The 24,045-nt window shown below is 69.5% G+C and carries 24 protein-coding genes; 7 read left to right on the forward strand and 17 right to left on the reverse strand.

Annotation, left to right across the window (positions count from 1 at the left end; translation table 11 throughout):
- Positions 1–60: 60 nt before the first annotated feature.
- The 3 genes from BLQ76_RS00730 (at position 61) to BLQ76_RS00740 (ending at position 3,252) form a co-directional block, all read left to right on the forward strand.
- Positions 61–1,026: a tagatose kinase gene (locus BLQ76_RS00730; RefSeq protein ID WP_090667451.1), complete on the forward strand. Its 966-nt coding sequence runs from the start codon at positions 61–63 to the stop codon at positions 1,024–1,026.
- Positions 1,023–2,318, forward strand: coding sequence for a D-tagatose-bisphosphate aldolase, class II, non-catalytic subunit (locus tag BLQ76_RS00735; RefSeq protein WP_090667454.1), 1,296 nt, complete (start codon positions 1,023–1,025; stop codon positions 2,316–2,318). The genes BLQ76_RS00730 and BLQ76_RS00735 overlap by 4 nt, the downstream gene beginning before the upstream one ends.
- A 115-nt stretch (positions 2,319–2,433) precedes the next feature.
- The gene (locus BLQ76_RS00740; RefSeq protein WP_090667457.1) at positions 2,434–3,252 is read left to right on the forward strand and encodes an alpha/beta fold hydrolase; all 819 of its coding nucleotides are present in this window, start codon (positions 2,434–2,436) and stop codon (positions 3,250–3,252) included.
- A 52-nt stretch (positions 3,253–3,304) separates the two neighbouring features.
- On the opposite strand, the gene BLQ76_RS00745 is transcribed toward BLQ76_RS00740, so the two are convergent.
- The 4 genes from BLQ76_RS00745 to BLQ76_RS00760 form a co-directional block, all read right to left on the reverse strand.
- Positions 3,305–4,006: a dihydrofolate reductase family protein gene (locus BLQ76_RS00745; protein WP_090667459.1), complete on the reverse strand. Its 702-nt coding sequence runs from the start codon at positions 4,004–4,006 to the stop codon at positions 3,305–3,307.
- Between the two features lie 159 nt (positions 4,007–4,165).
- Positions 4,166–5,614, reverse strand: a complete 1,449-nt coding sequence (locus BLQ76_RS00750) for an MFS transporter (RefSeq protein ID WP_090667462.1) — start codon at positions 5,612–5,614, stop codon at positions 4,166–4,168.
- 97 nt (positions 5,615–5,711) lie between these two features.
- Complete coding sequence (locus tag BLQ76_RS00755; RefSeq protein WP_090667465.1) at positions 5,712–6,110, reverse strand: response regulator; 399 nt, start codon at positions 6,108–6,110, stop codon at positions 5,712–5,714.
- Positions 6,107–7,147, reverse strand: a complete 1,041-nt coding sequence (locus tag BLQ76_RS00760) for a sensor histidine kinase (RefSeq protein ID WP_170842414.1) — start codon at positions 7,145–7,147, stop codon at positions 6,107–6,109. Before BLQ76_RS00760 ends, BLQ76_RS00755 begins: the two co-directional genes overlap by 4 nt.
- 251 nt (positions 7,148–7,398) lie before the next feature.
- On the opposite strand from BLQ76_RS00760, the gene BLQ76_RS00765 reads away from it, so the two are divergent.
- Positions 7,399–8,550, forward strand: a complete 1,152-nt coding sequence (locus tag BLQ76_RS00765; RefSeq protein ID WP_090667472.1) for an AAA family ATPase — start codon at positions 7,399–7,401, stop codon at positions 8,548–8,550.
- Positions 8,551–8,589: 39 nt separating this feature from the next.
- Here BLQ76_RS00765 and BLQ76_RS00770 read toward each other — a convergent pair whose 3' ends face one another.
- Positions 8,590–9,339: a superoxide dismutase gene (locus tag BLQ76_RS00770; protein WP_090667474.1), complete on the reverse strand. Its 750-nt coding sequence runs from the start codon at positions 9,337–9,339 to the stop codon at positions 8,590–8,592.
- 375 nt (positions 9,340–9,714) lie between these two features.
- Here BLQ76_RS00770 and BLQ76_RS00775 point away from each other — a divergent pair, with 375 nt between their 5' ends.
- From BLQ76_RS00775 to BLQ76_RS00785, 3 genes are read left to right on the forward strand one after another with little or no spacing between them, the layout of a single operon-like run.
- Positions 9,715–10,275, forward strand: a complete 561-nt coding sequence (locus BLQ76_RS00775) for a PAS domain-containing protein (RefSeq protein ID WP_090667477.1) — start codon at positions 9,715–9,717, stop codon at positions 10,273–10,275.
- Positions 10,276–10,294: 19 nt separating this feature from the next.
- Complete coding sequence (locus BLQ76_RS00780; protein ID WP_244519427.1) at positions 10,295–13,729, forward strand: CheR family methyltransferase; 3,435 nt, start codon at positions 10,295–10,297, stop codon at positions 13,727–13,729.
- Positions 13,722–14,081 (forward strand): response regulator, encoded by a 360-nt coding sequence (locus tag BLQ76_RS00785; protein WP_090667480.1) that lies wholly within the window; start codon positions 13,722–13,724, stop codon positions 14,079–14,081. Before BLQ76_RS00780 ends, BLQ76_RS00785 begins: the two co-directional genes overlap by 8 nt.
- On the opposite strand, the gene phnN is transcribed toward BLQ76_RS00785, so the two are convergent.
- The 12 genes from phnN to phnH form a co-directional block, all read right to left on the reverse strand.
- Positions 14,078–14,689: a phosphonate metabolism protein/1,5-bisphosphokinase (PRPP-forming) PhnN gene (gene phnN, locus BLQ76_RS00790; protein ID WP_090667482.1), complete on the reverse strand. Its 612-nt coding sequence runs from the start codon at positions 14,687–14,689 to the stop codon at positions 14,078–14,080. The two genes, BLQ76_RS00785 and phnN, sit on opposite strands and share 4 nt — an antisense overlap.
- On the reverse strand, positions 14,679–15,815 hold the full coding sequence (locus BLQ76_RS00795; RefSeq protein WP_090667485.1) for an alpha-D-ribose 1-methylphosphonate 5-triphosphate diphosphatase: 1,137 nt from the start codon (positions 15,813–15,815) through the stop codon (positions 14,679–14,681). Before BLQ76_RS00795 ends, phnN begins: the two co-directional genes overlap by 11 nt.
- An 11-nt stretch (positions 15,816–15,826) precedes the next feature.
- Positions 15,827–16,513: a DUF1045 domain-containing protein gene (locus BLQ76_RS00800; protein WP_090667488.1), complete on the reverse strand. Its 687-nt coding sequence runs from the start codon at positions 16,511–16,513 to the stop codon at positions 15,827–15,829.
- Complete coding sequence (phnE, locus tag BLQ76_RS00805; RefSeq protein ID WP_090667491.1) at positions 16,513–17,319, reverse strand: phosphonate ABC transporter, permease protein PhnE; 807 nt, start codon at positions 17,317–17,319, stop codon at positions 16,513–16,515. The genes BLQ76_RS00800 and phnE overlap by 1 nt, the downstream gene beginning before the upstream one ends.
- 76 nt (positions 17,320–17,395) lie before the next feature.
- A complete protein-coding gene (gene phnD / locus BLQ76_RS00810; protein WP_090667494.1) occupies positions 17,396–18,388 on the reverse strand; it encodes a phosphonate ABC transporter substrate-binding protein in 993 nt (330 codons plus the stop codon).
- A 24-nt stretch (positions 18,389–18,412) separates the two neighbouring features.
- Complete coding sequence (gene phnC, locus BLQ76_RS00815; protein ID WP_090667496.1) at positions 18,413–19,261, reverse strand: phosphonate ABC transporter ATP-binding protein; 849 nt, start codon at positions 19,259–19,261, stop codon at positions 18,413–18,415.
- A gap of 31 nt (positions 19,262–19,292) precedes the next feature.
- The gene (locus BLQ76_RS00820) at positions 19,293–19,958 is read right to left on the reverse strand and encodes a DapH/DapD/GlmU-related protein (RefSeq protein ID WP_090667499.1); all 666 of its coding nucleotides are present in this window, start codon (positions 19,956–19,958) and stop codon (positions 19,293–19,295) included.
- Positions 19,955–20,689, reverse strand: coding sequence for a phosphonate C-P lyase system protein PhnL (gene phnL, locus BLQ76_RS00825; RefSeq protein ID WP_090667502.1), 735 nt, complete (start codon positions 20,687–20,689; stop codon positions 19,955–19,957). Before phnL ends, BLQ76_RS00820 begins: the two co-directional genes overlap by 4 nt.
- A 2-nt stretch (positions 20,690–20,691) precedes the next feature.
- On the reverse strand, positions 20,692–21,471 hold the full coding sequence (phnK, locus tag BLQ76_RS00830; RefSeq protein WP_090667505.1) for a phosphonate C-P lyase system protein PhnK: 780 nt from the start codon (positions 21,469–21,471) through the stop codon (positions 20,692–20,694).
- Positions 21,468–22,334: an alpha-D-ribose 1-methylphosphonate 5-phosphate C-P-lyase PhnJ gene (locus tag BLQ76_RS00835; protein WP_090667508.1), complete on the reverse strand. Its 867-nt coding sequence runs from the start codon at positions 22,332–22,334 to the stop codon at positions 21,468–21,470. The genes phnK and BLQ76_RS00835 overlap by 4 nt, the downstream gene beginning before the upstream one ends.
- Positions 22,331–23,434, reverse strand: coding sequence for a carbon-phosphorus lyase complex subunit (locus BLQ76_RS00840; protein ID WP_090667511.1), 1,104 nt, complete (start codon positions 23,432–23,434; stop codon positions 22,331–22,333). The genes BLQ76_RS00835 and BLQ76_RS00840 overlap by 4 nt, the downstream gene beginning before the upstream one ends.
- A gap of 3 nt (positions 23,435–23,437) precedes the next feature.
- On the reverse strand, positions 23,438–24,043 hold the full coding sequence (gene phnH, locus BLQ76_RS00845; protein WP_090667526.1) for a phosphonate C-P lyase system protein PhnH: 606 nt from the start codon (positions 24,041–24,043) through the stop codon (positions 23,438–23,440).
- Between the last annotated feature and the right edge of the window lie 2 nt (positions 24,044–24,045).

Raw genomic sequence — 24,045 nt, forward strand, 5'->3', positions numbered from 1 at the left:
AGGCGGCCGGCGGTCGGCATGGCATGGGATGCCCCAGTCCCGGCACATGAGTGGATCGCGATGGAGCTTCCGACACCCAAGACCCTCGTGACGGTCGGCGAGATCGTGGTCGAGATCATGGCGACCGAGATCGGGCAGGTGTTTCTGGAGCCCGGTCCGCTGGTCGGACCCTTTCCCTCCGGTGCGCCGGCGATCTTCATCGACCAGGCGGCGCGCCTCGGGCAGCCCTGCGGCATGATCGCGGCGGTGGGCGACGACGACTTCGGCACGCTCAACATCGAGCGCCTGCGATCGAGCGGTGTCGACGTCTCGGCGATCGAGCGCCTGCCGGGCGTGCCGACCGGCACGGCCTTCGTGCGCTACGCCGCGGACGGAAGCCGCGCCTTCGTCTTCAACATTCCGCTGAGCGCCTCGGGCCATATTCGCCTGACCGAGGCCGGGCAGGCCCTTCTGAGCCGGGCCGACCACGTCCACGTCATGGGCTCGTCCCTGTTCTCGCCCGCCGTGGTCGCGGTGGTCCGCGAGGCGATCGGGCAGGTGAAGGCGCGCGGCGGCACCGTATCCTTCGATCCCAACATCCGGCCCGAGATGCTGGAGCGTCCCGGCATGCGCGAGGCGCTGCAGGAGATCCTGCAGGCCTGCGACCTCTTCCTGCCGAGCGGTTCGGAGCTCTTTCTGTTCACGAAGGCGCGCCACGACGCGGAGGCCGTCGCCGAGCTTCTCGCGCGAGGCATCCGGGCCATCGTCGTGAAACGGGGTGCCGAGGGCGCCACCTATCACGACCGAGACACGACGGAAGCGGTGGACGCCTTCCGCGTCCGCGAGGTCGATCCGACCGGCGCCGGCGACTGCTTCGGCGCGGGCTTCGTCTGCGCCTGGCTGCGGGGCGCTTCGCCGCGCGAGGCGCTGTTGCAGGCCAACGCCTGCGGCGCGCTCGCGGTCGGCGCCAAGGGGCCGATGGCGGGAACCGGCACGACGCGAGACGTTCACAACCTGATTGCTGCCCACAAGGAGGTCCGCCTATGACCACCGCGACCGACCGCTTCGCCCGCATCGCCGAGCGCTTCCGCGCCGGCGAGCCCGCCGGCATCTGCTCCGTCTGCTCGGCCCATCCGGTCGTGATCGAGGCCGCCCTGCGCCATGGCCTCCGGCGTGGAACCGACGTCCTGATCGAGGCGACCTGCAACCAGGTCAACCAGGATGGCGGCTATACCGGCATGACGCCGGCCGACTTCCGCCGCTTCGTCGAGCGCATCGCGGCCGAGGTCGGCTTTCCGCTCGATCGTCTCGTCCTCGGCGGCGATCATCTCGGCCCCAACCCCTGGAAGGCGCTGGCGCCGGATGTGGCGATGCAGCGGGCCGAGGTCATGATCGCGGCCTTCGCGGAGGCGGGCTTCACGAAGCTGCACCTCGACACCTCGATGGGCTGCGCGGGCGAGCCGCCGGCGCTCGCCGACGCGGTCGTGGCGGAGCGCGCGGCGCGTCTGGCGGCACGGGCCGAGCAGAGCGTCGCGGGGCGAGCCGGGAGCCGGCCGGTCTATGTCGTCGGCACCGAGGTTCCCGTGCCGGGTGGCGCCTTCGAGGCGCTCGACCATCTTGCGGTCACCACGCCGGATGCGGCGCGCCGCACGATCGAGGTGCATCGCGAGGCCTTCGCGAAGGCCGGTCTCATGGACGCCTTCGGCCGCGCCGTGGGGGCCGTGGTGCAGCCGGGCGTCGAGTTCGGCAACGCCGAGGTCGTGGTGTTCGAGCCGGACAAGGCGCAGGCCCTGTCGGCCGTGCTTGGCGATCTGCCGGGCTTCGTGTTCGAGGCCCATTCCACGGACTACCAGCCGGTGGAGGCCCTGGCCGCGCTGGTGCGCGACGGCTTCGTGATCCTGAAGGTCGGGCCCTGGCTGACCTTCGCGCTGCGCGAGGCGCTCTACGGCCTGTCGGTCGTGGCCGAGATCCTGGCGCCGGAGCCCGGCGGCGAGACGCTGCCTGAAACCATGGAGCGCGTCATGCTCGGCGCCCCCGACAACTGGCGCAAGTATTATCCGGGCACCGAGGCCGAGCAGCGCATCCAGCGCCATTACTCGTTCAGCGACCGCATCCGCTACTACTGGCCGGAACCCGAGGCGCAGGCGGCGGTGGACCGCCTGCTCGACCGCCTGGGCGATACCGACATTCCGCTGCCGCTGGTGAGCCAGCATCTCGGTCAGCTCTACCCGTTGGTGGAACGGGGCGCGGCTCAGCCGCGCGCGTCGGCGCTGCTTCTCGCCAGCGTCGAGCGCGTTCTCGACATCTACGCCGACGCCATCGCCGCGTCCCGCGATTGACCGGCCGTCAGCGCCGCGGGCCGCAAGCGGGGCACGAGCCGCGCGCCCCATGGCGGCGGAACCACGCCCATTCTCCGCAGTTGGACGCCCGACGATCAACTTCGGAGTTCCCCGCATGGCCTATATCGAAGCCAAGGACGGCACCCAGCTGCACGTGAAGGATATGGGACAGGGCCGTCCGGTCCTGCTGATCCACGGCTGGCCGCTCACCGGCGACATGTTCGAATACCAGACGCTGGCGCTCCTCGAGGCCGGCTTTCGCGTGATCACCTACGACCGGCGCGGCTTCGGCCAGTCGGGTCATCCGGCCACGGGCTACAACTACGACACGTTCGCCGACGATCTCGCCTCGGTGATCGAGGGTCTCGACCTTCGCGACGTCGCCTTGGTCGGCTTCTCGATGGGCGGCGGCGAGATTGCCCGCTACCTCAGCCGCCACGGTGCGTCGCGCATCTCGAAGGCGGTGCTGGTCGCCTCGGTCGCGGGCTACCTTCTCAAGGACGACACCAACCCGGACGGCGTCGACGCCAGCGTCTTCGAGGACATGAAGCTGCAGATCCGCAAGGACCGCTTCGCCTTCCTCCAGAGCTTTGCCAAGACCTTCTACGGCGTCGGCATGATCTCCAGCCCGGTCAGCCAGGGCATCCTCGACTGGAGCTTCATTCTCGCCGTCATGGCGAGCCCCAAGGCCACGGTGGATTGCGTGGACGCCTTCGGCAAGACGGACTTCCGGCCCGACTTCAAGGCCTTCACCATTCCGACCCTCGTGATCCATGGCACGGGCGACAAGACCGTGCCGATCGACCCGTCCGGCCGCGCCGCCGCCAAGGCGATTCCGAACGCCAAGCTGATCGAGTACGAGGGCGAGCCGCACGGCCTGTTCGCCACCGCGCCCGAGCGACTGAACGACGATCTGCTCGCCTTCCTTCGCTAGGCCCGACGGGACCAGCCGGGCGACAGGCGCCCGGTTGGTCCACGGCCTCTCGTCAGCCGGGCAGGACCTCGTAGCGCAGGTGGACCGCGCCGTGGTCGAGCCGGTCGCAGCCGATCAACCGCAACTTCACCCGATCCTTGAGGCCGCCCGGAAAGGCGACGATCCCCTGAACGTCGAGGTCGGCGTCGAGCGCCGGCGCGATCACGACGCTGAATTCCGCCACGAGACCGGCAGCCAGAAACGCGCCGTTGATCTCGGCCCCGCCTTCCAGAAGCAGCTTGGAAACGCCGAACTCGCGCTTCAGCGTGACCAGCGCCGCCCGCAGGTCGATGTCGGGCGTCTCCGACACGATAAAGGACACGCCGTCGGCCGCAAGCTCCGCCAGATGCGCGTCCTCGACCGCGCTTCCGAGCACGACCACCGCATGGTCGCCGCCGATGGCGTCGCCGCGGAAGTGGACGCGGCCGCGTCGGTCGAAGGTGACCGCGATCGCCGGCGCCTCGCGCTGTGCGACACGGAGCGGGCGGGGCGGTGGCTCGAACTGGACGGGCGGGTGCGGTTCGCCCTTCGCCATCTCCTGCATGGTGGCGCGGCCGACGATCCAGCCGTCGCCGCCGTAGCGGTCGTGCAGTTCTTCGGTCATGCGGCCCCAGTCCTTCACGACGCCATCCGGGCTCGCGGTGAAGCGGCTGGGGTGCAGGCGTCCGTCAATCGAGGTCACCATGTGGCAGACGATCGTCGGTAGCTCGCTCATGCCGGGGGCTCTCCTTCTGTTGTGCCGGCGCTTGCCGCACGTGTTGCCGTCCAAGACCCGCCCTGTCGCACCGGGCGGTCGCAAGCCGGGTCGTGGCGAGGCCAACGTCCGCCAGGGGGAAAGGGTCCGAGCGCGACAACCCGGATGGGGCCCCGCGCGCTACTTGCGCTGGCCCGCCTTGACAGCCTTCAGAAGCGTACCAGAGACTTCGGCGCCGGCGTCGTGCGGCAGCACCAGGAACCGCAGCGACGTGAGGATGCCGATCGCGCCCATCAGGCCGATCGCGATCTGGAAGTCCGGCAACATCGCATCGGCCTCCATGGTGCCCGTGCCCGCCAGCACGCTGAGGCGGATCAGGAGCGCGGCGCCGGCCACCGCCAGAAGCACGGAGAGTTGCTGCGTCATCGACGAGAACGTCGTCGCGGCGCCGCGCTCGTGCGCCTCGACATCGGCAAAGGTGATGGTGTTGAGCGCGGTGAACTGCATCGAGCGCGTCAGGCCCGCCACGAACAGGAGCACGAGGAGGAGAACGCGAGGCGTCTGCGTGTCCACGAACGCAAAGGCCGCTACCGAGGCCGACGCGAGAATGCCGTTCGCGACGAGAAGCGTGCGAAAGCCGAAGTGGCGCAGCGTCCGCGTGGTCACGACCTTCATGGACAGGTTGCCGAGGAAGTAGACGAGCATCAGCGTGCCCGTCTCCACCGCGCTCAGACCCATGCCCACCTGAAACAGAAGCGGCAGCAGAAAGGGCGTCGCGTTGATCACCATGCGCGCCACGGTTCCCGTCACCAGCGACGAGATGGCGAAGGTCTGGGTCGACAGGACGCGCAGATCCACGAGCGGATACGCGGCGCGGCGCAGGTGTCGAACCGCCAGCCAGCCGAAGCCGAGGCCGAGGACCGTCAGCAGTCCCGCCAGCACGCCGGCGTCCTGCGACAGGAGTTCCAGGCCGACCAGGATCAGGGCGAGGGCAGCCGACGTCCACAGGAAGCCGAGGCGGTCGAAGGGACGCGGCGTCTCGCGGTCGCCGCCCGCCATGAAGGCCAGCGTCAGCGCGACGCCGATCGCGCCGATCGGCAGGTTGAGCAGGAAGTTCCAGCGCCAGCCGGCGTGGGTCGTGATCCAGCCGCCGAGCACTGGGCCAATCACCGGTGCGATCAAGGCGGGCCAGGTGATCAGGGCGATGGCATCGACGAGTTCGGATTTCGGCGTGTTGCGCAGGACGATCTGGCGGCCCACGGGCGTCATCAGAGCGCCGCCGACGCCCTGTGCGATGCGGGCGGCGGCAAACGACCAGAGACCCTCCGCCATGGCGCAGGCGAGCGAGGACAGCGTGAAAAGCACGATCGCGCCAAGAAAGACGTTGCGTGCGCCCCAGCGGTCGGCGAGCCACCCGGCCGGCGGGATGCACACCGCCATGGCCAGAAGATAGGCCGTGAAGCCGACGTTGAGGCTGACGACGTCGGTGCGGAAGTCGGCCGCCATGGCGGGCAGCGAGGTCGCGATGATCGTGCCGTCCAGCGCCTGCATGAAGAAGGCCACCGCCACGATCGCCGCCACGAGGCGGGGGCGGGAAACGGTGGCGCTGTCCGATGTCGTCGCGGTCATGGCGCGATGCGATCCTCCCTGCGGCCTCTTGGGCGGGCCGCAGCGACTTCTGCGCCCCTGCCGCCGCGAAGGAAAGGAAAACTTACGACGCCCGGCGTCAGTCCGATCGGACCTGCGTCAGGGCATCCAGCGCGTCGACGAGCGAGGCCGGGCGATAGGGCTTGCTGAGAAACACGCCGTGCGCCGGCATCTGGTCGGAGCCGATGCGGACATGGCCCGACGTGACGATGACCGAGACCGGCGGCCATCGCTCGCGCACGGCATGGGCCAGCTTCAGCCCGTCCATCGTGCCCGGCATGTCGATATCGGTGAAGAGGATGCGGATGTTGTCGTGCTGTTCCAGAAGCTCGAGCGCGCGGGCGGCATGGGACGCGCCATAGACCGTGAACCCGGCATCCTCGATCATGTCCATCGCATCCATCAGCAGCAGCGGTTCATCCTCGACGACGAGGATGCCGATGCGGGATCGATCAAAGGGTCTTGGCGTGGCCGTCATGCTGTCTCGTCGCGTCGGCCGCTCGGGGTCAGCGAGCCGTTCAATGTGTAGATAAGACCGCCGGGTTCATAATCGCTTGCGGCAGATCCGCCGAAATAGCTCGGCACGATCCGCTCGGTCAGCTTCGAGCCGAAGCCCCGGCGTTCGGGCGCCGCGACGGGCGGGCCCCCGCGCTCCTCCCAGACGAAGGCGAAGCGGTCCTGCGGCCCGACGTCCCAGCGAACGCTGACGCGGCCCTCGTCGGTCGACAGCGCGCCGTACTTCACGGCGTTGGTCGACAACTCGTGGATGGCGAGCGCCAGTCCCAGCGCCTGCTGCGCCTCGACGCGCGCCGGAGGGCCCTGAAGCGTCACGCGCTCGCCGTCCGCGCAGTGAGGCGCGACCGAGGCCGCGACCACCGCGGCAACGTCCGAGGCGGCCCAATCCGTCGCGGTCAGAACGTCCTGGGCACTGGCCAGGGCCTGGATGCGCGCCGATGCTTTTTCGGACGCGTCGCGCGTATCGAGCGCGTTGCGCAGGCTCTGCGACACGACGGCCTGGACCATCGCGAGCGTGTTCTTCATGCGGTGGGAGAGCTCGCGCTGCAGAACCGCCTGCTGACGCACGCGGGCCTGCTGATCGTCCAGAAGGCTCTTCTGCCGCGACAGGAGCGAGCGCGTCTGGGCCCGCTCGACCCGAAGGCTTCGGACCGCCCGATGCGTGACGTGGATCAGGAGAAGATCGACGCTGACGACGCCGATATAGAACAGGAGGGCGACCGCGACCGACGGGTTCATGGTGAAGACGCCGACCGGCGGGATGAACCAGTACCATGCCGCCAAGCCCGACAGGACCGCGCAGGCGACGCCCGGCCACAGGCCCGCGAAGAAGGCCGTCAGAATGACCGCCGGAAAGAAGGTCAGATAAGGAAAGCCGGCCGGCAGGACGTGGTCCGAGGCGAAGCGAACGCCGAGCGCCGTCAGGAAGGCGAGGGCTGCCAGGGTCCAGGCGGCCAGCGGCGTCGACGAGATGCGTTCCGCCCAGACGAATGCCTTCATGCCCGCCAACCTCGAATAGCCCATCGCCCCGGGGCCGCGTTTCTAGAATGCGTCGGGCGGCTGGGCCACAACAGCTTCGTTGCCCGTCGAACAGGGCCGGCGAGCCGGTCGGTTCGCTCATGGCGACCGTGCGTTGTGTCCACTCTGGCTTGCCGGAAGGTGGAGTGCCAACAAGCTTGACGGCAAGCCTCCGCCGTTCATAGGCCGAGCCCGAGGCAGGCAGGCGACACTCCGTGCGAGAGGCGAGAACCATGATCCGGACGCTGGCGGTTTCCGGTTACCGCTCCTTGCGCGACCTTGTGCTTCCCCTGGAGCAACTGACGGTCGTGACCGGTGCCAACGGAACCGGCAAGACGAGCCTTTATCGTTCGCTGCGCCTTCTCGGCGAGACCGCTCAAGGGCGGCTCGTCGCCTCGCTCGCGGCCGAGGGCGGGCTGACCTCGGTTCTCTGGGCCGGGCCGGAGCGCATCGGGCGTGGGGTGCGCGAAGGGCGGTATCGCGTGGAAGGAACCGTTCGCAAGGGGCCCGTCAGCCTGCGGCTCGGCTTCGGCGACGAGCATGCGGGCTATGCGCTCGATCTCGGCATGCCGAGCGCCGAGAACCCGTTTCCCCTGGACCCCGCGATCAAGCGCGAGGCCATGTGGACCGGCGGGCGCCTGTCCCACGCCTCGATCTTTGCCGACCGCCGCGGCGGTCTCGTGCGTCTTCGCGACGCCGCGGACGGCACGTGGCGCGAGGCGGCACGCGATTTGTCGCCCTTCGACTCCATGATCACCCACTGCGCCGATCCGCTCCACGGCGCCGAACTTCTGCTTCTGCGCGAGCGCCTGCGCGACTGGCGCTTCTACGACGCGCTGCGGACCGATCCCCAGGCGCCGGCACGCCGGCCGCAGGTCATGACCTATACGCCTGTACTGGCGAGCGACGGATCGGACCTGTCGGCCGCGATCGCGACGATCCGGGCGATCGGCGACGAGGACGCTCTGGAGCAGGCCGTGGACGATGCCTTCCCCGGCTCGCGTCTTTCGATCGAGCCGGGCGAGAACGGCGGTTTGGCGCTGCGCCAGCACGGCCTCCTGCGCCCCCTTCGGCCGGCCGAACTCTCCGACGGGACGCTCCGGTTCCTGCTTCTGTGCGCCGCGCTTCTTTCGCCGCGCCCGCCCGGGCTGATGGTCCTGAACGAGCCGGAGGCTAGCCTCCACCCGGACCTGATGCAGCCTCTCGCACGCCTCCTGTGGCAGGCCTCGCGTGCCTGCCGCATCGTGGTGGTCAGTCACAGCGCCGCGCTGATCGCCGCGCTCGGGCGCGAGGGCGAGGCAGGCGAGATCCGTTTGGAGAAGCGCTTCGGCGAGACCGTCGCGCCGGACGTCGATCCGCCGCGCTGGGAATGGCCGAAGCGCTGATTTGAATCCCCGCGGCGGCGGCGCGGGAAAGACCGGCCCTTAGCGCTGAAGGGCGGCCGCGTAGTTCTGCGAGACCTGCGTCCAGTTCACCGCCTCCCACCAGGCCTTCAGGTAGTCCGGTCGGCGATTGTTGTACTTGAGGTAATAGGCGTGCTCCCAGACGTCGTTGCCGAGCACGGGTGTGCCCTTCGTTTCGGCGACGTCCATCAGGGGGTTGTCCTGGTTCGGCGTCGAGGTCACCGCCAGCTTGCCGCCCTCGTCCACGATCAGCCAGGCCCATCCCGAGCCGAACCGATCGGCGCCGGCCTTGTTGAAGGCCTCGCGGAAGGCATCCATGGAGCCGAAGCTCGACTCGATAGCCGAGGCCAGTTCGCCGGACGGCTCGCCGCGCTGGCCCTCGGGTGCCATGATGCGCCAGAAGAAGCTGTGGTTCCAATGGCCGCCCGCATTGTTGCGGATCGCGGCCGACCGCTGTCCGGCCGTCGCGACAAGCTCCTCGAGGGTCAGCCCGGAGAGGGCGCTGTCACCTTCCACCGCCTTGTTGAGGTTGTTGACGTAGGCCTGATGGTGCTTGGAATGATGGAGTTCCATGGTCTGCGCGTCGATCACCGGGTCGAGCGCGCCGTAGGCATAGCCGAGTTCCGGCAGCGCGAAGGGTGCCTTGGCCTCGGCCTGGCTTTGCGCGGTGGGCTGAGCGGCGGACTGCTGCGCGGCAGCCGGCATCGAGGGCGCGAGTCCCATCACCAGGGCGACGGCGAACAGGGAGGCGGCGGAGCGAAGGCTCGACATGATGGAGGGCTCTCCAGGAAGGGGGTCGATCATTGCCCAATGCCGGCGACTGGTCGCCGTTGCAAAAACAAGTCGTGATCCGTCCCCATCCTCCGCAGGCGGATCGCGCATGGCATCGTGTGATGGCGCGCGTCCGAGGCCGCTAGGCGAGGTGGACATCGAACGCATGCGCGCTCGACCACGGCGGGGAACGTTCGAAGCGAGAAGCCCTTCCCCTCGTATGGGCACGCTGCGGTCCTCCATGCTAGGACGCCGTGCCATCCAGCCCGTGCGTCGGGATCTCGACGTGCGGTCCGGGCGCAGTGCCGCAGGTCCGAACCGTGCCTTGCGCTCGCGGCGACCCAGACTTATTGCCTGTCCAACGAAAGGCCGGCCGTGGAAGAACCATCGATTCCGTTCGAGTTGCGGGATTATTTCGAGCGCTCGAACATCGCGTTGGCTCTGGCCGCCGCGGAGCCGGACAACCCGCTCGTTCTCGTCAACGAGAAGTTCCGCTCGCTGACGGGCTACGCGGACGACGACGTGATCGGGCGCAACTGTCGCCTCCTCCAGAAGGACGTCGAGAACCGCGAGGCGCGAGAGCGCATCCACGCGTTTCTGGAGGGCGATGCTCAGGCCAGCGTGCGCACGCCCATCATCAACTTCCGCAAGAACGGCGAGCCCTTCGTCAACCTCCTCTACATGTCGAAGCTGCGCGACCGCTCGGGGCGTCCGCGCTTCCTGTTCGCCTCGCAATACGACATCAGCCGCTCGCACCCCGAACGCCTGGCCGAGTACGACGCCGAACTCGCGCGGACGCTGTCGCGCATGACACCCGCCCTGTCCGAGAACGGCATCGTGATCGAGGGTACGCTGATGGCCATCGCCAACGCCGCGTCCCTGATCGCTCAGGCGAAGGTCACCCTGTCGGACCTCGACGGTCCGGACCTCTCCTAGAACCCCGAAAGACCGCCGAGTGGACACGTCGAACGCCATGCCCGACCCCGCCAAGGCGCCGGTCCACGATTTCGGACCCGTGGTGGGGATCGGTGCGTCGGCCGGCGGCCTTGAGGCGTTGCGGGAGATGCTGTCGGGCGCGCGGCTGCCGACGGGCCTCAGCTTCGTCGTCGTTCAGCACCTCGACCCGAACCACGAGAGCATGCTCGCCCAGCTCCTGGACCGGCACACGGACCTCGAGGTCCTGCAGTGCGAGGGCGGCGAGCGCATCGAGGCCGATAAGGTCTACATCATTCCGCCCGGGCGGGGCCTGGCCATCCGCGAGGGCGTCCTGGAGCTGCGGGACTTCGCCCAGCCTCGCGGCCTGCGCCGGCCGATCGACGACTTCTTCCAGTCGCTCGCCGTCGACCAGCAGGCCAACGCCGCCTGCGTGATCCTGTCGGGCACCGGCGCCGACGGCACGACGGGCCTGCGGGCGGTCAAGGAGCATGGCGGCGTCTGCGTGGTGCAGCAGCCCGAGAGCGCGCGCTACGACGGCATGCCGCTGTCGGCCGTCGGAACGGGGCTGGTCGACTTCGTGAAGGCGCCGGGCGAGATCGTCGCTTGTCTCGACGACTTCTTTCGCCGGCGCGGCACGGACCCGAGCGAGGCCGAAGCCGAGATCGTCGCCGATCACATGGACGAGCTGTGCCGCGTGGTGCGGCAGGCCGTCGGGCACGACTTCTCGGGCTACAAGCGCACGACGCTGGTGCGGCGCGTGGAGCGCCGCATGCATGTTCTGGGCATCGAGACAGGCCGGGGCTATCTCGCGCGCGTCCGGACCGATGCGGGCGAGTGCAGCGCCCTGTTCCGCGATCTTCTGATCAACGTGACGCGCTTCTTCCGCGACCCCGAACTCTTCGAGGTGCTGCGCCAGCGCGTGATCGAGCCGCTGGTGCGCGAGCGCGAGGTCGGCGAGGACGTGCGCGTCTGGATACCGGGCTGTTCGAGCGGCGAGGAAGCCTACTCGATCGCCATGCTCTTCGCCGAGGCCTGCCGCACCGTAGGCGTGACGCAGGGCATCCAGATCTTCGCCACCGACATCGACGAGCAGATGCTGCAGATCGCCCGCGAGGCGAGCTATCCGGCCAACGCCCTGGCCGACATCCCGCCCGCCTTCCGCGAGCGCTACGTCATTCCCCATGCCGAGCGGTTCTCGATCTCGCCCGAGATCCGCGACATGATCCGCTTCTCGAACCACAGCCTCGTCAAGGATCCGCCGTTCTCGCGCGTGGATCTCGTGTCCTGCCGCAACCTCCTGATCTACTTCGACGACCGGCTTCAGCAGTCGGTGCTGCCGCTGCTCCACTACGCGATCCGACCCGGCGGCTACCTGTTCCTCGGTCCCTCCGAGAGCATCGGGCGCTTTGAGCAGCTCTTCCATGTTCTCGACCATCAGGCGCGGTTGTTCGAGCGCCCGCCCGGCTCGCCGCGCTACCCGATCGACCTGCCGAGCGGATTGCAGCGCGGCCAGACGCGGCGTGCCGACGGCGATGGCCGCTCGGCCCGTCAGGCGGCCACCGACGAGGCGACCTCGCTTCGCCGCGTCGTGGAGCGCTACGCGCCGCCCTCGATGGTGCTCGACCAGGACGGGGCCATCATCGCCGCCTATGGCCGCCTCAGCCGCTACTTCGACTTCCCCGTGACGCGCACCGGCGGATCCAGCGCGATCAACCTCGCGCGGCCGGGGCTGCGCGACGTCATCGGTCCGCTCCTGCGGCAAAGCCGCGACGGCAAGAAGCGCCTCGTGGCGCGCGACGTCGAGGTGGCGTCCGAATACGGGGTCCAGCCGATCGACGTCGTCTGCGATCCGCTGCCGGACGGCACCACGCTCCTGGTGCTGCGCGATACCGATGCCTTCCGCGCCGCCAGCGATCCCGATCTCGTGGAGATGGATACCGAGGGCGATCACGTCGAACTTCTCGAGGAGGAACTGCGCCACACCCGCCACCGCCTGCGCTCGGCCGTGGAGGAGCTGGAAACGGCGAACGAGGAGCTGAAGAGCTCCAACGAAGAAATGATGTCGATGAACGAGGAGCTCCAATCGACCAACGAGGAGCTGTCCACCGTCAACGACGAGCTGAAGACCAAGGTCGATCAGCTGACGGTCGCCAATTCCGACCTGCGCAACTTCTTCGACTCCACCGACCTGGCGGTCGTGGTGCTGGATCGCGACCTGCGCATCCGCAGCTACACGGCGGCCGCGACCTCGATCTTTCCCCTCCAGCCGGCGGACCGGGGGCGGCCGCTCGCCGACGTGTCGAGCCGCTTGCCAGGGCACGAGCACATCGAGGACGCCGCCGCGGTCGCGGCGGGCGGCTCCGTCATTCAACGGCGCGTGGCCATGCGCGACGGGTCGCGCACCTTCTCGCTGCGCGTCCTGCCCTACCGCACGCAAAGCGACAGCACCGACGGCGCGACGCTGGTCTTCACCGACATCACCGACGCGCTGTCGCTGGAGCGTGAGCTCGCCGCCGAGCGCGACCGCCTGGACCTCGCCATCAAGGCCGGCGGCATCGGCATCTGGGAGCTCAAGCCCGACGAGGGCAGCGTGACCCTGGATGCGGTCGCCGCCTCGCTGATGGGCATGGGCCAGACCGAGAGCGGTCCGCTGGCGAACCTCCTGTCGCGCATCGCGGAAGGAGACCGGGGCGAGGTCGAGCTGGCGCTGCGCATGACCGCCGAGGGCAGCGAGGACTTCGATACGCGCTTTCGCGTCGAGGCCGGCGAGACGCGGTGGATTCGTTCCTTCGGCCGCATGGTGGCGGGCAGCCGACCGCGCCGGCTGGTCTGCGTGTCGATCGACGTGACGCGCGAATACGCGCTGGCCGAAACGCGCGAGCTGATGCTGCGCGAGATGAACCACCGCGTGAAGAACCTCTTCGCGATCATCGGCGGCATGATCTCGGCGGCCGCGCGCACCCATCGCGACGTGGACGTCCTGTCGGCCGATCTTCGCGACCGCATCGCGTCGCTCGGCCGCGCCCATTCGCTGGCCTCGCCGCTGGACGGGCAGGACTCGACCAATCTGCGCAACCTCGTCGAGACGACGCTCCAACCCTATCGCGAAAGTGCCTCCATCGCCGTCGAGGGCGAGACGCGTCTGGTGCGGTGGCGTTCGGTCTCGCCGCTCGCCCTGATCCTGCACGAGTGGGCGACGAACTCGGTGAAGTACGGTGCGCTGGGTTCGGGCGGCCGGCTGGCCGTGCGTTGGGACCCGCGCGGAGACGGATGCGAGTTGCAATGGGACGAGGAATTCCCGCATCGGGACCATTCTCCCGACGGTGGTGGCTTTGGAACCCTTCTCGTAGCCACCTCCGCGCGCCAGATAGGGGCCACGATCGAACGCATGGGGGAGCCCACGCGCTATCGCCTTGCCCTTCGTCTCCCCGGGACCGTGTTCGCAGATGACTAAAACCGTTCTGATCGTCGAGGACGAGCTCTTCGTCGCGCTCGACATCCAGGACATCGTGGAGGCCATCGGCTGCGACGTCGACGGTCCCTACCAGACCGTGACCGAGGCGCTCGGCGCCGTGGACCGGCATCAGCCCGACTGCGCCGTGCTCGATGTCCGCCTGCTCGACGGCGAGGTGTTTCCGGCCGCCGACCGCCTGCGCGACGACGGCGTGCCGCTCGTCTTCCACTCGGGCCACGTCGACGAGCGCGACCTCAAGGGGCGCTATCCCGACGCGCTGCTGTGCCCCAAACCCTCCGCGCCCGTCGAACTGCGTCGCGTCATCGAGCGGGCGCTCGCCGCGCGCCGCTAGACCCCGGCGGCCGGCTGTGTCTCCGGGAGCAGGTCCAGAAGCTCGCGCATGTGGCTGGCCAGACGCTCGGCTCCCGCCTGCGCGGAACCTGAATTATCGATCCGCACCGACCGGACCGTGCCGGGCGGCAGGACGAGCGGCGCCTGCCGCGACAGGCGACGGGCGATCTCCTCCGCGGTCTCGCGGCCGCGTTGCCGGATGCGTTCGACGAGCACGTGGTCGGGAGCGGTGATCTCGGCGACCGCCAGGCGGCCGAACCGCTCCGCCGCTTCGCGCAGCGAGCGGCGCGACAGGTTGGCGACCACCAGCGATCCCGCCTCCAGGTCACGTTCGATCTCGCACGGCAGACCGTAGGCGAGACCATGTGCGCGCCAGGTCAAACAGAACGCGCCCGTGCGCTCGCCCTGCTCGAATGCCGTTATGCTGCAGCTTGCATGGTCCTCGGTCGCCCCGTCGGGCGGTCGCGTGATGACGCGCTGCGCGAGACGAAGGCGCGGCTCCCGGCCGATCGTATCCAGCGCCATGCGCAGGAGCGTGTCCTTGCCCGCCCCGCTCGGGCCGACGACCGCAAGAAGGATGCCGGGCGAGGGGACCCGTTCAGGCGACACGGCGGCCCTCGCGCCACACGCCGCGCACCACCGGCGGCTCGCCGGTGCGCGCGGGAGCCCGCGCGTGGACGAGATCGGCGCGCAGGCCCAGCTCGATCGCGCCGCGATCCGTGAGGTTCGCGGCCCGGGCGGGCGTCTGCGTCACGGTGCGCGCCGCGCGCGGCAGGCCGATCCGGTCCGAGAGGAGGAAGATCGCCTGCATCAGGCTGAAGGGCACGTAGTCCGACGACAGGATGTCGAGGACGCCGTCCTCCACCAGCGTCGCCGCCGAGACGTTGCCGGAATGCGAGCCGCCGCGCACCACGTTGGGCGCGCCCATCAGGACGCTGAGGCCGGCCCCGTGCGCCGCGCGTGCGGCCTCGAGGCTCGTCGGGAACTCCGACACCGCGACGCCCTCGCTCACCGCCTCCTCGACATGGGCGAGCGTCGCGTCGTCGTGGCTGGCCAGCGTGATGCCGCGTGCGCGGCAGTGCTCGACGATCGCCTGCCGGTGGCGGGCGGAGTAGGTCGCGGACTGCTGAAGGCGCCGATCGATGAAGGCCTGGAAGGCGGCGTCCGACAGGCCGCGCTTCGTCTTGTAGTAGAGCGTGTACTGCTCCATCGACTGGAACTGCCGCTGACCAGGCGCGTGGTCCATCAGCGAGGCGAGCGACACGTTCGGGTCGTCGCGGAACTGGTCGAGCGCGTCGAGGACGTCGGGCGCGGAGACCTCGCAGCGCAGGTGGAGGCGATGCTCGGCCCGCAGGCGTCCGTCGCGATTGGCGTGCTCGATCGCATCCGCCAGCCGCCGCATCTCGGTCGGGTCGAAGCCGCCGTCCTCGTCGGATCCCATGCGCAGGCAGTCGAAGACGGTGGTGATGCCCGATGTCGCGATCTGCCCGTCATGCGCCTGCACGGCGCCGAGCATGTTCCAGTGGACGCCGGGGCGGGGCGAGTAGTGGCCTTCCAGGTGGTCGGTGTGCAGTTCGACGAGCCCGGGCAGGAGGATGTCGCCCTCGCAGTCGTGCCCGGTCGCGGTCGATCCCGCCGAGATGTCGGCGATGCGCCCGTCGCGCACCAGAAGGCTGCCGTGGACGATCTCGTCGGGAAGCACGATCGCGGCGTTGGTGAAGACCTGTTCGGACACGTTCTGGACTTTCAGGATGCGGAGGCGTTCGGAGGGCGGAAGGCGTGGCGCGAATGGACCGTGAAGGGCCCGCCGGCCTCGCGCTCGACGAAGAGGGCGAGAGCGTCGACGGTGAGCGGCCGGTCGATCGCCTTGTCGAAGCGCGCCGCGAGCATCGGTGCCAGCTCGGCCGCCTCGGCGTCGTCGGTGCGCCCGGTCAGGGTCATGTGGAAGCGGAATTCCTCGAAGACATGGGGATAGCCCCATTCGGCGAGATAGGCCCGCTGGCGCTCGGTGAGACGGTCGGGCCGGCGCCGCTCGAACTCGGCGGGCGTCAGCGGCGCGCGGAACGGCTCGAAATGGCGCACGGCCTCGGCGACCATGGCGTCGAGCGCGGGTTCGGGGTCGCCCGGCACGAGCGCGAAGAAGCCATCGCTGCGGCTGAGGGTGAGGCGTGCGATCACCGGCGCCTCGCGCGTCGCCGCAAAGCGCGCGAGTTCGGCATCCAGCGCGTCGAGACCGACGCCCTCCGCCAAGCGGAACGGCGCCTTGACGGTCGCGTGGAAGCCGTAGCGCGCGGGATCGGCGACGAGCGGGTCGAGGCCCTCGTCGGGCGCGCGCGTGGCCTCGCCGGTGAAGGCGTCGCGCCCGAGCCACTCGGCGGCCAGGCGCGTGAGCGGCGCGTCCTGCGCCGGTGCGTAGTAGAGGGCGGCGCGCATCAGATGACGCGCCGGCGCAGGGTCTGAGAGATCACGTCCATCACGCTCACCGATAGCACAACGACGATCAGGATTGCGGAGGCCTGCGGATAATAGAAGCCGCGGATCGTCTCGAACAGGACCTGCCCGATGCCGCCGGCACCGATGACGCCGAGAACCGTGGCGGCGCGCACGTTGGACTCCAGGCGATAGAGCGAGAAGGAGATCCAGAGCGGCAGGACCTGCGGGATCACGCCGAAGACGACCTGCTGCAGGCGCGAGGCGCCGGTCGTGCGGATCGCCTCCACGGGGCGCGGGTCGATCGCCTCGACCGCCTCCGAGAAGAGCTTGGCGAGAATGCCGGTCGTGTGAATGAAGAGCGCCATGACGCCCGCGAACGGCCCGAGGCCCACGGCCACGACGAAGAGCACGGCGAAGACGACCTCGTGGATCGCGCGGAAGAGGTCCATCAGGCGGCGCGCGGGCTGGTGGATCCACCAAGGCGCCATGTTGCCGGCCGACAGGATGCCGAACGGGATGGAAAGGAGCACCGAGAGGAACGTACCCCAGATGGCGATCTGGATCGTCACCATCATCTCGGAGAGGTAGTAGCGCCAGTCGGAGAAGTCGGGCCGGAGGAAACCGCTCGCGTATTCCGCCATGTTGCCGGCGTCGGTGAAGAGAAAGGGCCAGCGGCCCATCTCGGCCGGGCCCCAGCTCCAGGCGAGGGCGCCGACGAGAAGCGCAAGGCTTGCGAGAGTGCTCCAGCGGGGTGCGGGTGCGCGGCCGGCGTCGCGCGCGTCGGTGGCGGTGCTGGCTGCGGTCATGGTGGCCTCCGGTCTCATGAGCCGTGGGTGCCGACCGGGACGGCAGGCCCCGCCCCGATCGAATCGCGTGGATTTTTCAGCCCTGCGGAAGCTGGGCGAGGCGTGCCTCGTAGGTCGCCTTGCGGGCTTCGAGGTCCTTGACCTTCTCGGCCTTGGCCACGGCGGAGAGCTTGACGTCGCCCTTCGTCTGGGCGATCGACTTGGTGAGCTCCATCACGCGGATCGGCAGGAGCTGGTCGTCGCTGGAGGCGCGGAACGGACCCCACTCGAGGCCGGCCAGCGTCTTCATCTCTTCGGCCTTGTCGCCCTTGGTGCGATCGGTGCCGTAGTCGAGGACGAAGGTCCGGATCTTGTTCTTCGTCTCGGCAGACAGGTCCTGCGACCAGACCAGCGGGTCGGACGGGATCAGCGGCGAGCGCCAGATCACCTTGATCTTCTCGAACGCGGCGGGCTGGTTCTTCTCGATCAGCGCCATATTCTCGGTGTTGTTCGCGGCGGCGTCGAGCTGGCCGTTCGCCACGCCCATCGCGTTGGTCTCGTGATTGGCGTTGGTGACGTTCCGGAAGCAGGTCTTCGGGTCGACGTTACGCGCCGCGAAGATGAACGTCGTCGGCACGAGATAGCCCGAGGTCGAATTCGGGTCGCCAAGGCCGAAGTTGACGGACTTGTCGCATTTCATGAGGTCGTCGACGCTGGTAAGCGGCGAGTCCTTGGGGGCGAGGATCAGCGAGTAGTAGCCGGGCTCGCCGTCGGCCGGCACGGTCTGCGCAAAGACCTCGCCCTTGGCGCGGTCGACGGCTTCCATGGCCGACTTGTTGCCGAACCAGCCCATCTGGACTTTGCCGAAGCGCATGCCCTCGATGACGCCGGCATAGTCGGTGGCAAAGAAGGGCTCGATGTCGAGACCGGTCTCGCGCTTCATGTCGGCGAGGAACGGCTCCCACTTCGTGCGCAGGTTCTGCTGCGACTCGGTCGAGATGATGCCGAAGCTGACGGTCTCGGCCATGGCGGGCAGGGCCACCGCGGAGGCGAGCGCGAGCGCCGCCAGACCCTTGAGGATCGCGTTCATTGCAGTCTCCGATGTTGGGTTGGTTCAGACGGCTTCGAGAGCCGCTTTCCTGGGCTGGCGCGCCGGCTCGCGCCGGTCGGCTTCGTGTGCCGCCGGGGCATCCGGCAGGACGAGTTCCTCCGAGGCCGAACCGTAGAGCTCGGACAGGAAGTCGTTGGTGAGCGCCGTCGAGGGGCCGTCGAAGACGATCTGCCCGTCGCGCATGGCGATCGTGCGTGCGAAGTAGCGCCGGGCGTACTCGACCTGATGCAGCGAGACGAGAACCGTGATGCCGTCGGTCCGGTTGACCTCCGACAGGACGTCCATTACGCGGCGCGCCGAGGCCGGGTCGAGCGAGGCGATCGGCTCGTCGGCCAGAAGAATGCGCGCCCGCTGCACCAGGGTGCGCGCGATCGCGGCGCGCTGCTGCTGGCCGCCCGACAGCGTCGAGGCGCGCTGGGCGCCTGTCTGGCCGATGCCGACGCGGGCAAGCGCCGCGTGCGCCTCCTGCCGTTCGGGCCGACGGAAGAGACCGAGCGTGCCGCGCCAGCGCGGAATGCGGCCGAGCGTTCCGATCAGGACGTTGGTCAGGACCGACAGGCGCGAGACGAGGTTGAACTGCTGGAAGATCACCGACACGTCGCCGCGCACCTCGCGGGCACCCGGCGCCATGCGTCCCGCGCCTTGCGCCAGCGTGCCGAAGATCTCGACGCGCGAGGCCTCGCCCTCGCCGGTCTCGAGGCCGGCGAGGTGACGGATGAGCGTCGACTTGCCGGAGCCGGAGGCCCCGATCAGCGCCACCATCTCGCCCGCTCCGATCCGCAACGAGACGTCTGACAGGGCCTTCGTGGTGCCGAAGCGCTTGGATAGTCGGGATACGGAGATCGCGGTCATGCGGTTCGCTCCATGGATCCGTCAGACAATGTCATGCCGCCGTGGGCTGGCCGTGACGGTTCGGTGAAGCTTGCGTGACACCCTCGTATCGATCGAGGAACGCGGCCGCGTCGAGCTGCCGGAAATCCTCCAGCGCCGCGAACAGCCGGTCGTGCGGCCAGTCCCACCAGCGCAAGCGCTCCATCCGCGCGCCGAGCCCCTGCGCGAAGCGCTCGCGGATGAGACGCGCCGGCACGCCGCCGACCACCGTGTAGGGGGCGACGTCGCGCGTCACGACCGCGCCCGCGCCGACCACCGCCCCGTTGCCGACGGCGATGCCGGCGAGGATCGTCGCGCCATGGCCGATCCACGTGTCGTGGCCGATCGTGACGGCATTGGCACGGCGTGCGGCGAAGAAGTCGGCCTCGTCGGCCGCGCCGTCGAAGTAGTCAGCCGCGCGATAGGTGAAGTGATGGAGCGTCGCGCGGTCCATCGGGTGGTCGGTCGCGTTGATGCGCACGCTGGCCGCGATGTTCGAGAACTTGCCGATGCGGGTCGCCCAGATGCGGCAGTCCTGCATGACGTAGGAATAGTCGCCGAGCTCGGTCTCGGAGAGGACGGAGCCCGCCTCGACCTCCGTGTAGCGGCCGAGCGTCGAGCGCTCGACCTCCGCCGTCGGATGGATGCGGGGCGTGTGTTCGGAGAGCTTGGGGCTCATGCGGCAAGCCTTGCGGAGAAGCGGGAGACGTCGAGGATGCGGGTCGCGACGGCCTCGCGCACCGGCTCGTCGTGGAAGATGCCGAGGATCGCGACGCCCCGCACCAGCTTCTCGCGAATCATCGCCACCACGACGTCGCGGTTGGCGCTGTCGAGCGAGGCGGTCGGCTCGTCGAGCAGGAGGATCGGATGATCGGTCAGGAAGCCGCGCGCGATGTTGACGCGCTGCTTCTCGCCGCCTGAGAACGTGGCGGGCGGCAGGTCGAAGAGGGCTTCCGGCAGGTTCAGCCGCGCCAGCATCGCAGCGGCCCGCGCCCCCGCCTCGTCGCGCCCGACGCCGAGCCGCACCAGCGGGTCGGCCACGACCTCCAGCGCCGAGGCGCGCGGCACGGCGCGCAGGAACTGGCTGACATAGCCGATCGAGCGCTCGCGAAGGCGCAGGACCGTGCGCGGGTCGCCTGCGCCAAGGTCCTCCATCGCACCCGTCCCCGCATCCCGGACGAGGATCGCGCCCTCGTCCACGGCGTAGTTGCCGTAGACCATGCGCAGGATCGACGACTTACCGACGCCCGATGGTCCGCCGAGCACGACGCATTCGCCGGCTCGAAGCGAGAAGGCGACGTTCCGCACGACCGGCAGGCGCAAGCCCCCGCGCAGGTGCATGGTGAAGGATTTGGCGACGCCGTCGACGGAGAGGAGCGCTTCGCCGGCCGGGGAGGGTATCGTGGACATCGTCAGGATTCCGGGATCGAGGCGACGAGGAGCTGGGTGTAGGGGTGGTGCGGATCGTCGAGGACGCGGTCGCTCAAGCCCTCTTCCACGATCTCGCCGCCGCGCATCACGATCATGCGCTGCGACAGGAGCCGGGCAACCGCGAGGTCGTGCGTCACGATGACGACCGACAGGCCGAGATCGGCGACGAGGCCGCGCAGGAGGTCGAGCACGCGCGCCTGGACCGACACGTCGAGACCGCCGGTCGGCTCGTCCATGAAGACGAGGCGCGGGTGGGTGACGAGGTTGCGCGCGATCTGCAGTCGCTGGCGCATGCCGCCCGAGAACTCGCTCGGCCGGTCGTCGATGCGCTCCGCGTCGATCTCGACGCGGCCGAGCCAGTCGCCGGCCGTCTCTCGCAGGCGTCCGTAGTGCCGCTCGCCCACCGCCATCAGGCGTTCGCCGACATTGGCGCCGGCCGAAACGCGCATGCGAAGCCCGTCGGCCGGGTTCTGGTGCACGAAGCCCCAGTCCGTGCGCATCAGGAAGCGGCGCTCGGCCTCGCTCAACGAGGCGAGGTCGCGCGTCTCGCCGTCGCGCATTCGGTAGGAGACGCTGCCGGCGGAGGGCTCCAGACGCGCCGAAAGGCAATGGAGCAGCGTCGTCTTGCCGGAGCCGGACTCGCCGACGATGGCCAGGACCTCGCCCGGCCAGAGGTCGAAGGAGATGCCGGTGCAGCCGATCCGCGCGCCGTAGCGCTTCTCGAGGGATCGCACGGTGAGAAGCGGGGTTTCGGCGCTCATTCCGCGGCCTCCCCGAACGCTGCCGCACCGGCGCGCTGCGTCTCGCAATGATCGGTGTCGGAGCAGACGAACATGCGTCCACCCCGGTCGTCGGTGACGACCTCGTCGAGATAGACCCCGCGCGAGCCGCACAGCGCGCAGGGCTGCGAGAAGCGCTGGACCGCGAATGGATGGTCCTCGAAGTCGAGGCTGCGCACCCGCGTGTAAGGCGGTAAGGCGTAGATGCGCTTCTCGCGGCCCGCGCCGAAGAGCTGGAGCGCCGGCGACACGTCCATCTTCGGATTGTCGAACTTCGGGATGGGCGAGGGGTCCATCACGTAGCGGCCCTCGACCTTGACGGGATAGGCGTAGGTCGTCGCGATGTGGCCGTGGCGCGCGATATCCTCGTAGAGCTTCACATGCATCAGCCCGTATTCCTCCAGCGCGTGGAGCGTGCGCGTCTCGGTCTCGCGCGGCTCGAGGAAACGCAGCGGCTCGGGGATCGGCACCTGGTAGACGAGGGTCTGCCCGGCCCGCAGCGGCGCCTCCGGGATGCGGTGGCGGGTCTGGATGATCGTCGCCCCGCCGGTGCGCGTCGTGGTGGCGACGCCCGACACGGTCTCGAAGAAGGAGCGGATCGACACGGCGTTGGTGGTGTCGTCGGCGCCCTGGTCGATCACCTTCAGCGTGTCGTCGCGGCCGATGATGGCGGCGGTCACCTGCACGCCGCCCGTGCCCCAGCCGTAGGGCATGGGCATTTCGCGGCTGGAAAAGGGCACCTGATAGCCGGGAATCGCGATGCCCTTCAGGATCGCGCGCCGGATCATGCGCTTGGTCGCCTCGTCGAGATAGGCGAAGTTCACAGCGGGAAGGGCGGCGCTCATTCGGCGGCCTCCTTATGTGCCGCTTCGCGCTCACGAGACGCTTCGCGCTCGGCGTTGATCGTGCGCAGAAGGTCGAGCTCGGCCTGGAAGTCGACGTAGTGCGGTAGCTTCAGGTGCTCGACGAAGCCGGTGGCGGCGACGTTGTCGCAATGCTCCAGCACGAACTCCTCGTCCTGGGCGGGCGAGCGGCGCTCCTCGCCGAACTCGTCGGCGCGCAGCGCCCGGTCCACGAGGCTCATCGCCATGGCCTTGCGCTCCGACTGCCCGAAGACGAGGCCGTATCCGCGTGTGAAGCGGGCCGGCTCGTCGCCCGTGCCGACGAACTGCGCGACCATCTGGCATTCCGTAACGCGAACCCGGCCGATCGTGACGGGAAAGCCGAACTCGGGCAGGTCGACCTCGACATCGACGAGACCGATGCGGATCTCGCCGACGAAGGGATGGGTGCGGCCGTAGCCGCGCTGCGTGGAATAGCCGAGCGCGAGGAGGAAACCCTCGTCGCCGCGTGCCAGAGCTTGCAGGCGAAGGTCGCGGTTCGCGGGAAAGTCGAGCGGGTCGCGCGTGATGTCGCCCGGCTCTCCCAAGGGATCGCCGTCCGGTTCGATCAGCCCCTCGCTTCCGAGGATGTCGGTGACGCGGGGCGTGCGCGGCAGCGTCTCCGCCGCTCGACGCTCGGGCGCGGCGACCGGCGCGTCGCCGGTGAGCGAGGGATCGAGCAGGCGGTGCGTGTAGTCGAAGGTCGCGCCCAGAAGCTGGCCGCCCGGCAGATCCTTGTAGGTCGCCGAGACGCGGCGCTCGAGATGCATCGCGCCGGTATCCAGCGGCTCGGCCGCCCGGAAGCGCGGCAGCGTCGTGCGAAAGGCGCGGATCAGGAAGATCGCCTCGATCAGGTCGCCGCGCGATTGGCGCACGGCCAGCGCGGCGAGCTCCGGGTCGTAGAGCGAGCCCTCCGCCATCACGCGGTCGACGCCGAGCGCGAGTTGCGATGCGATCTGCTCAATCGTGAGAGCCGGCAGCGCACGATCGCCGCGCCGCCGGTCGGCAAGCAGGCGGTGCGCGTTGCGGATGGCGGCCTCGCCGCCCTTCACGGCCACATACATGGCTCAGGCCTCCGTGATGCGGGTCGTGCGCGGCAGCGCGAGAAGCCGCGTGCCCGCGACGAGCACGTGATCGTGGCCCCGCGGAAAGAGGGCGGCGTTGGCGCGGCGCGCGGCCAGGAAGCCCTCGGGAAGACCGAGCGGCGCGACCGCCCGGCTCGTCTGGATGCCGGGGCCCTCAAGGCGCAGTGGTGCGCCGCCTTCCAGCGCCGCAACCGTCACGATGAGTGTCGCGGAGCGGTCGGGATAGGTGTCGGTGCCGATGGGCAGCGCCGCCCGGACGGCCGGGTCGCTTCCGCGCGCGAGAAGCGCGAAGACGGCGTCAGCCGGATCGGAGACCACGGGCGCGTCGGTCTGAAAGGCGATCCAGGCCGCCGTCGCCTCGTCGCGCTCCTCGAGATACACCGCCGCGTCGGCGTCTGCGAGCGTCGCCAAAAGAGCCGCCGCCGCCGGCTCGATCCCCTCGGGCACGGTGACGACAGGCCCGAGGTCGGCGATGGTGCCGGGGCGGGCGAAGGCGTCCATGACGGCGCGGAAGACGCGCTGCGCATCGTGGACCGGATCCTCGAAGCCGCCCGTGACGGCGTCGGCGGCAAAGCTCGTCCGGCTCATGA

Origin of the sequence: Aureimonas jatrophae, assembly GCF_900104035.1 — a bacterium.
In the GTDB taxonomy this organism is placed as follows: Bacteria; Pseudomonadota; Alphaproteobacteria; order Rhizobiales; family Rhizobiaceae; genus Aureimonas; species Aureimonas jatrophae.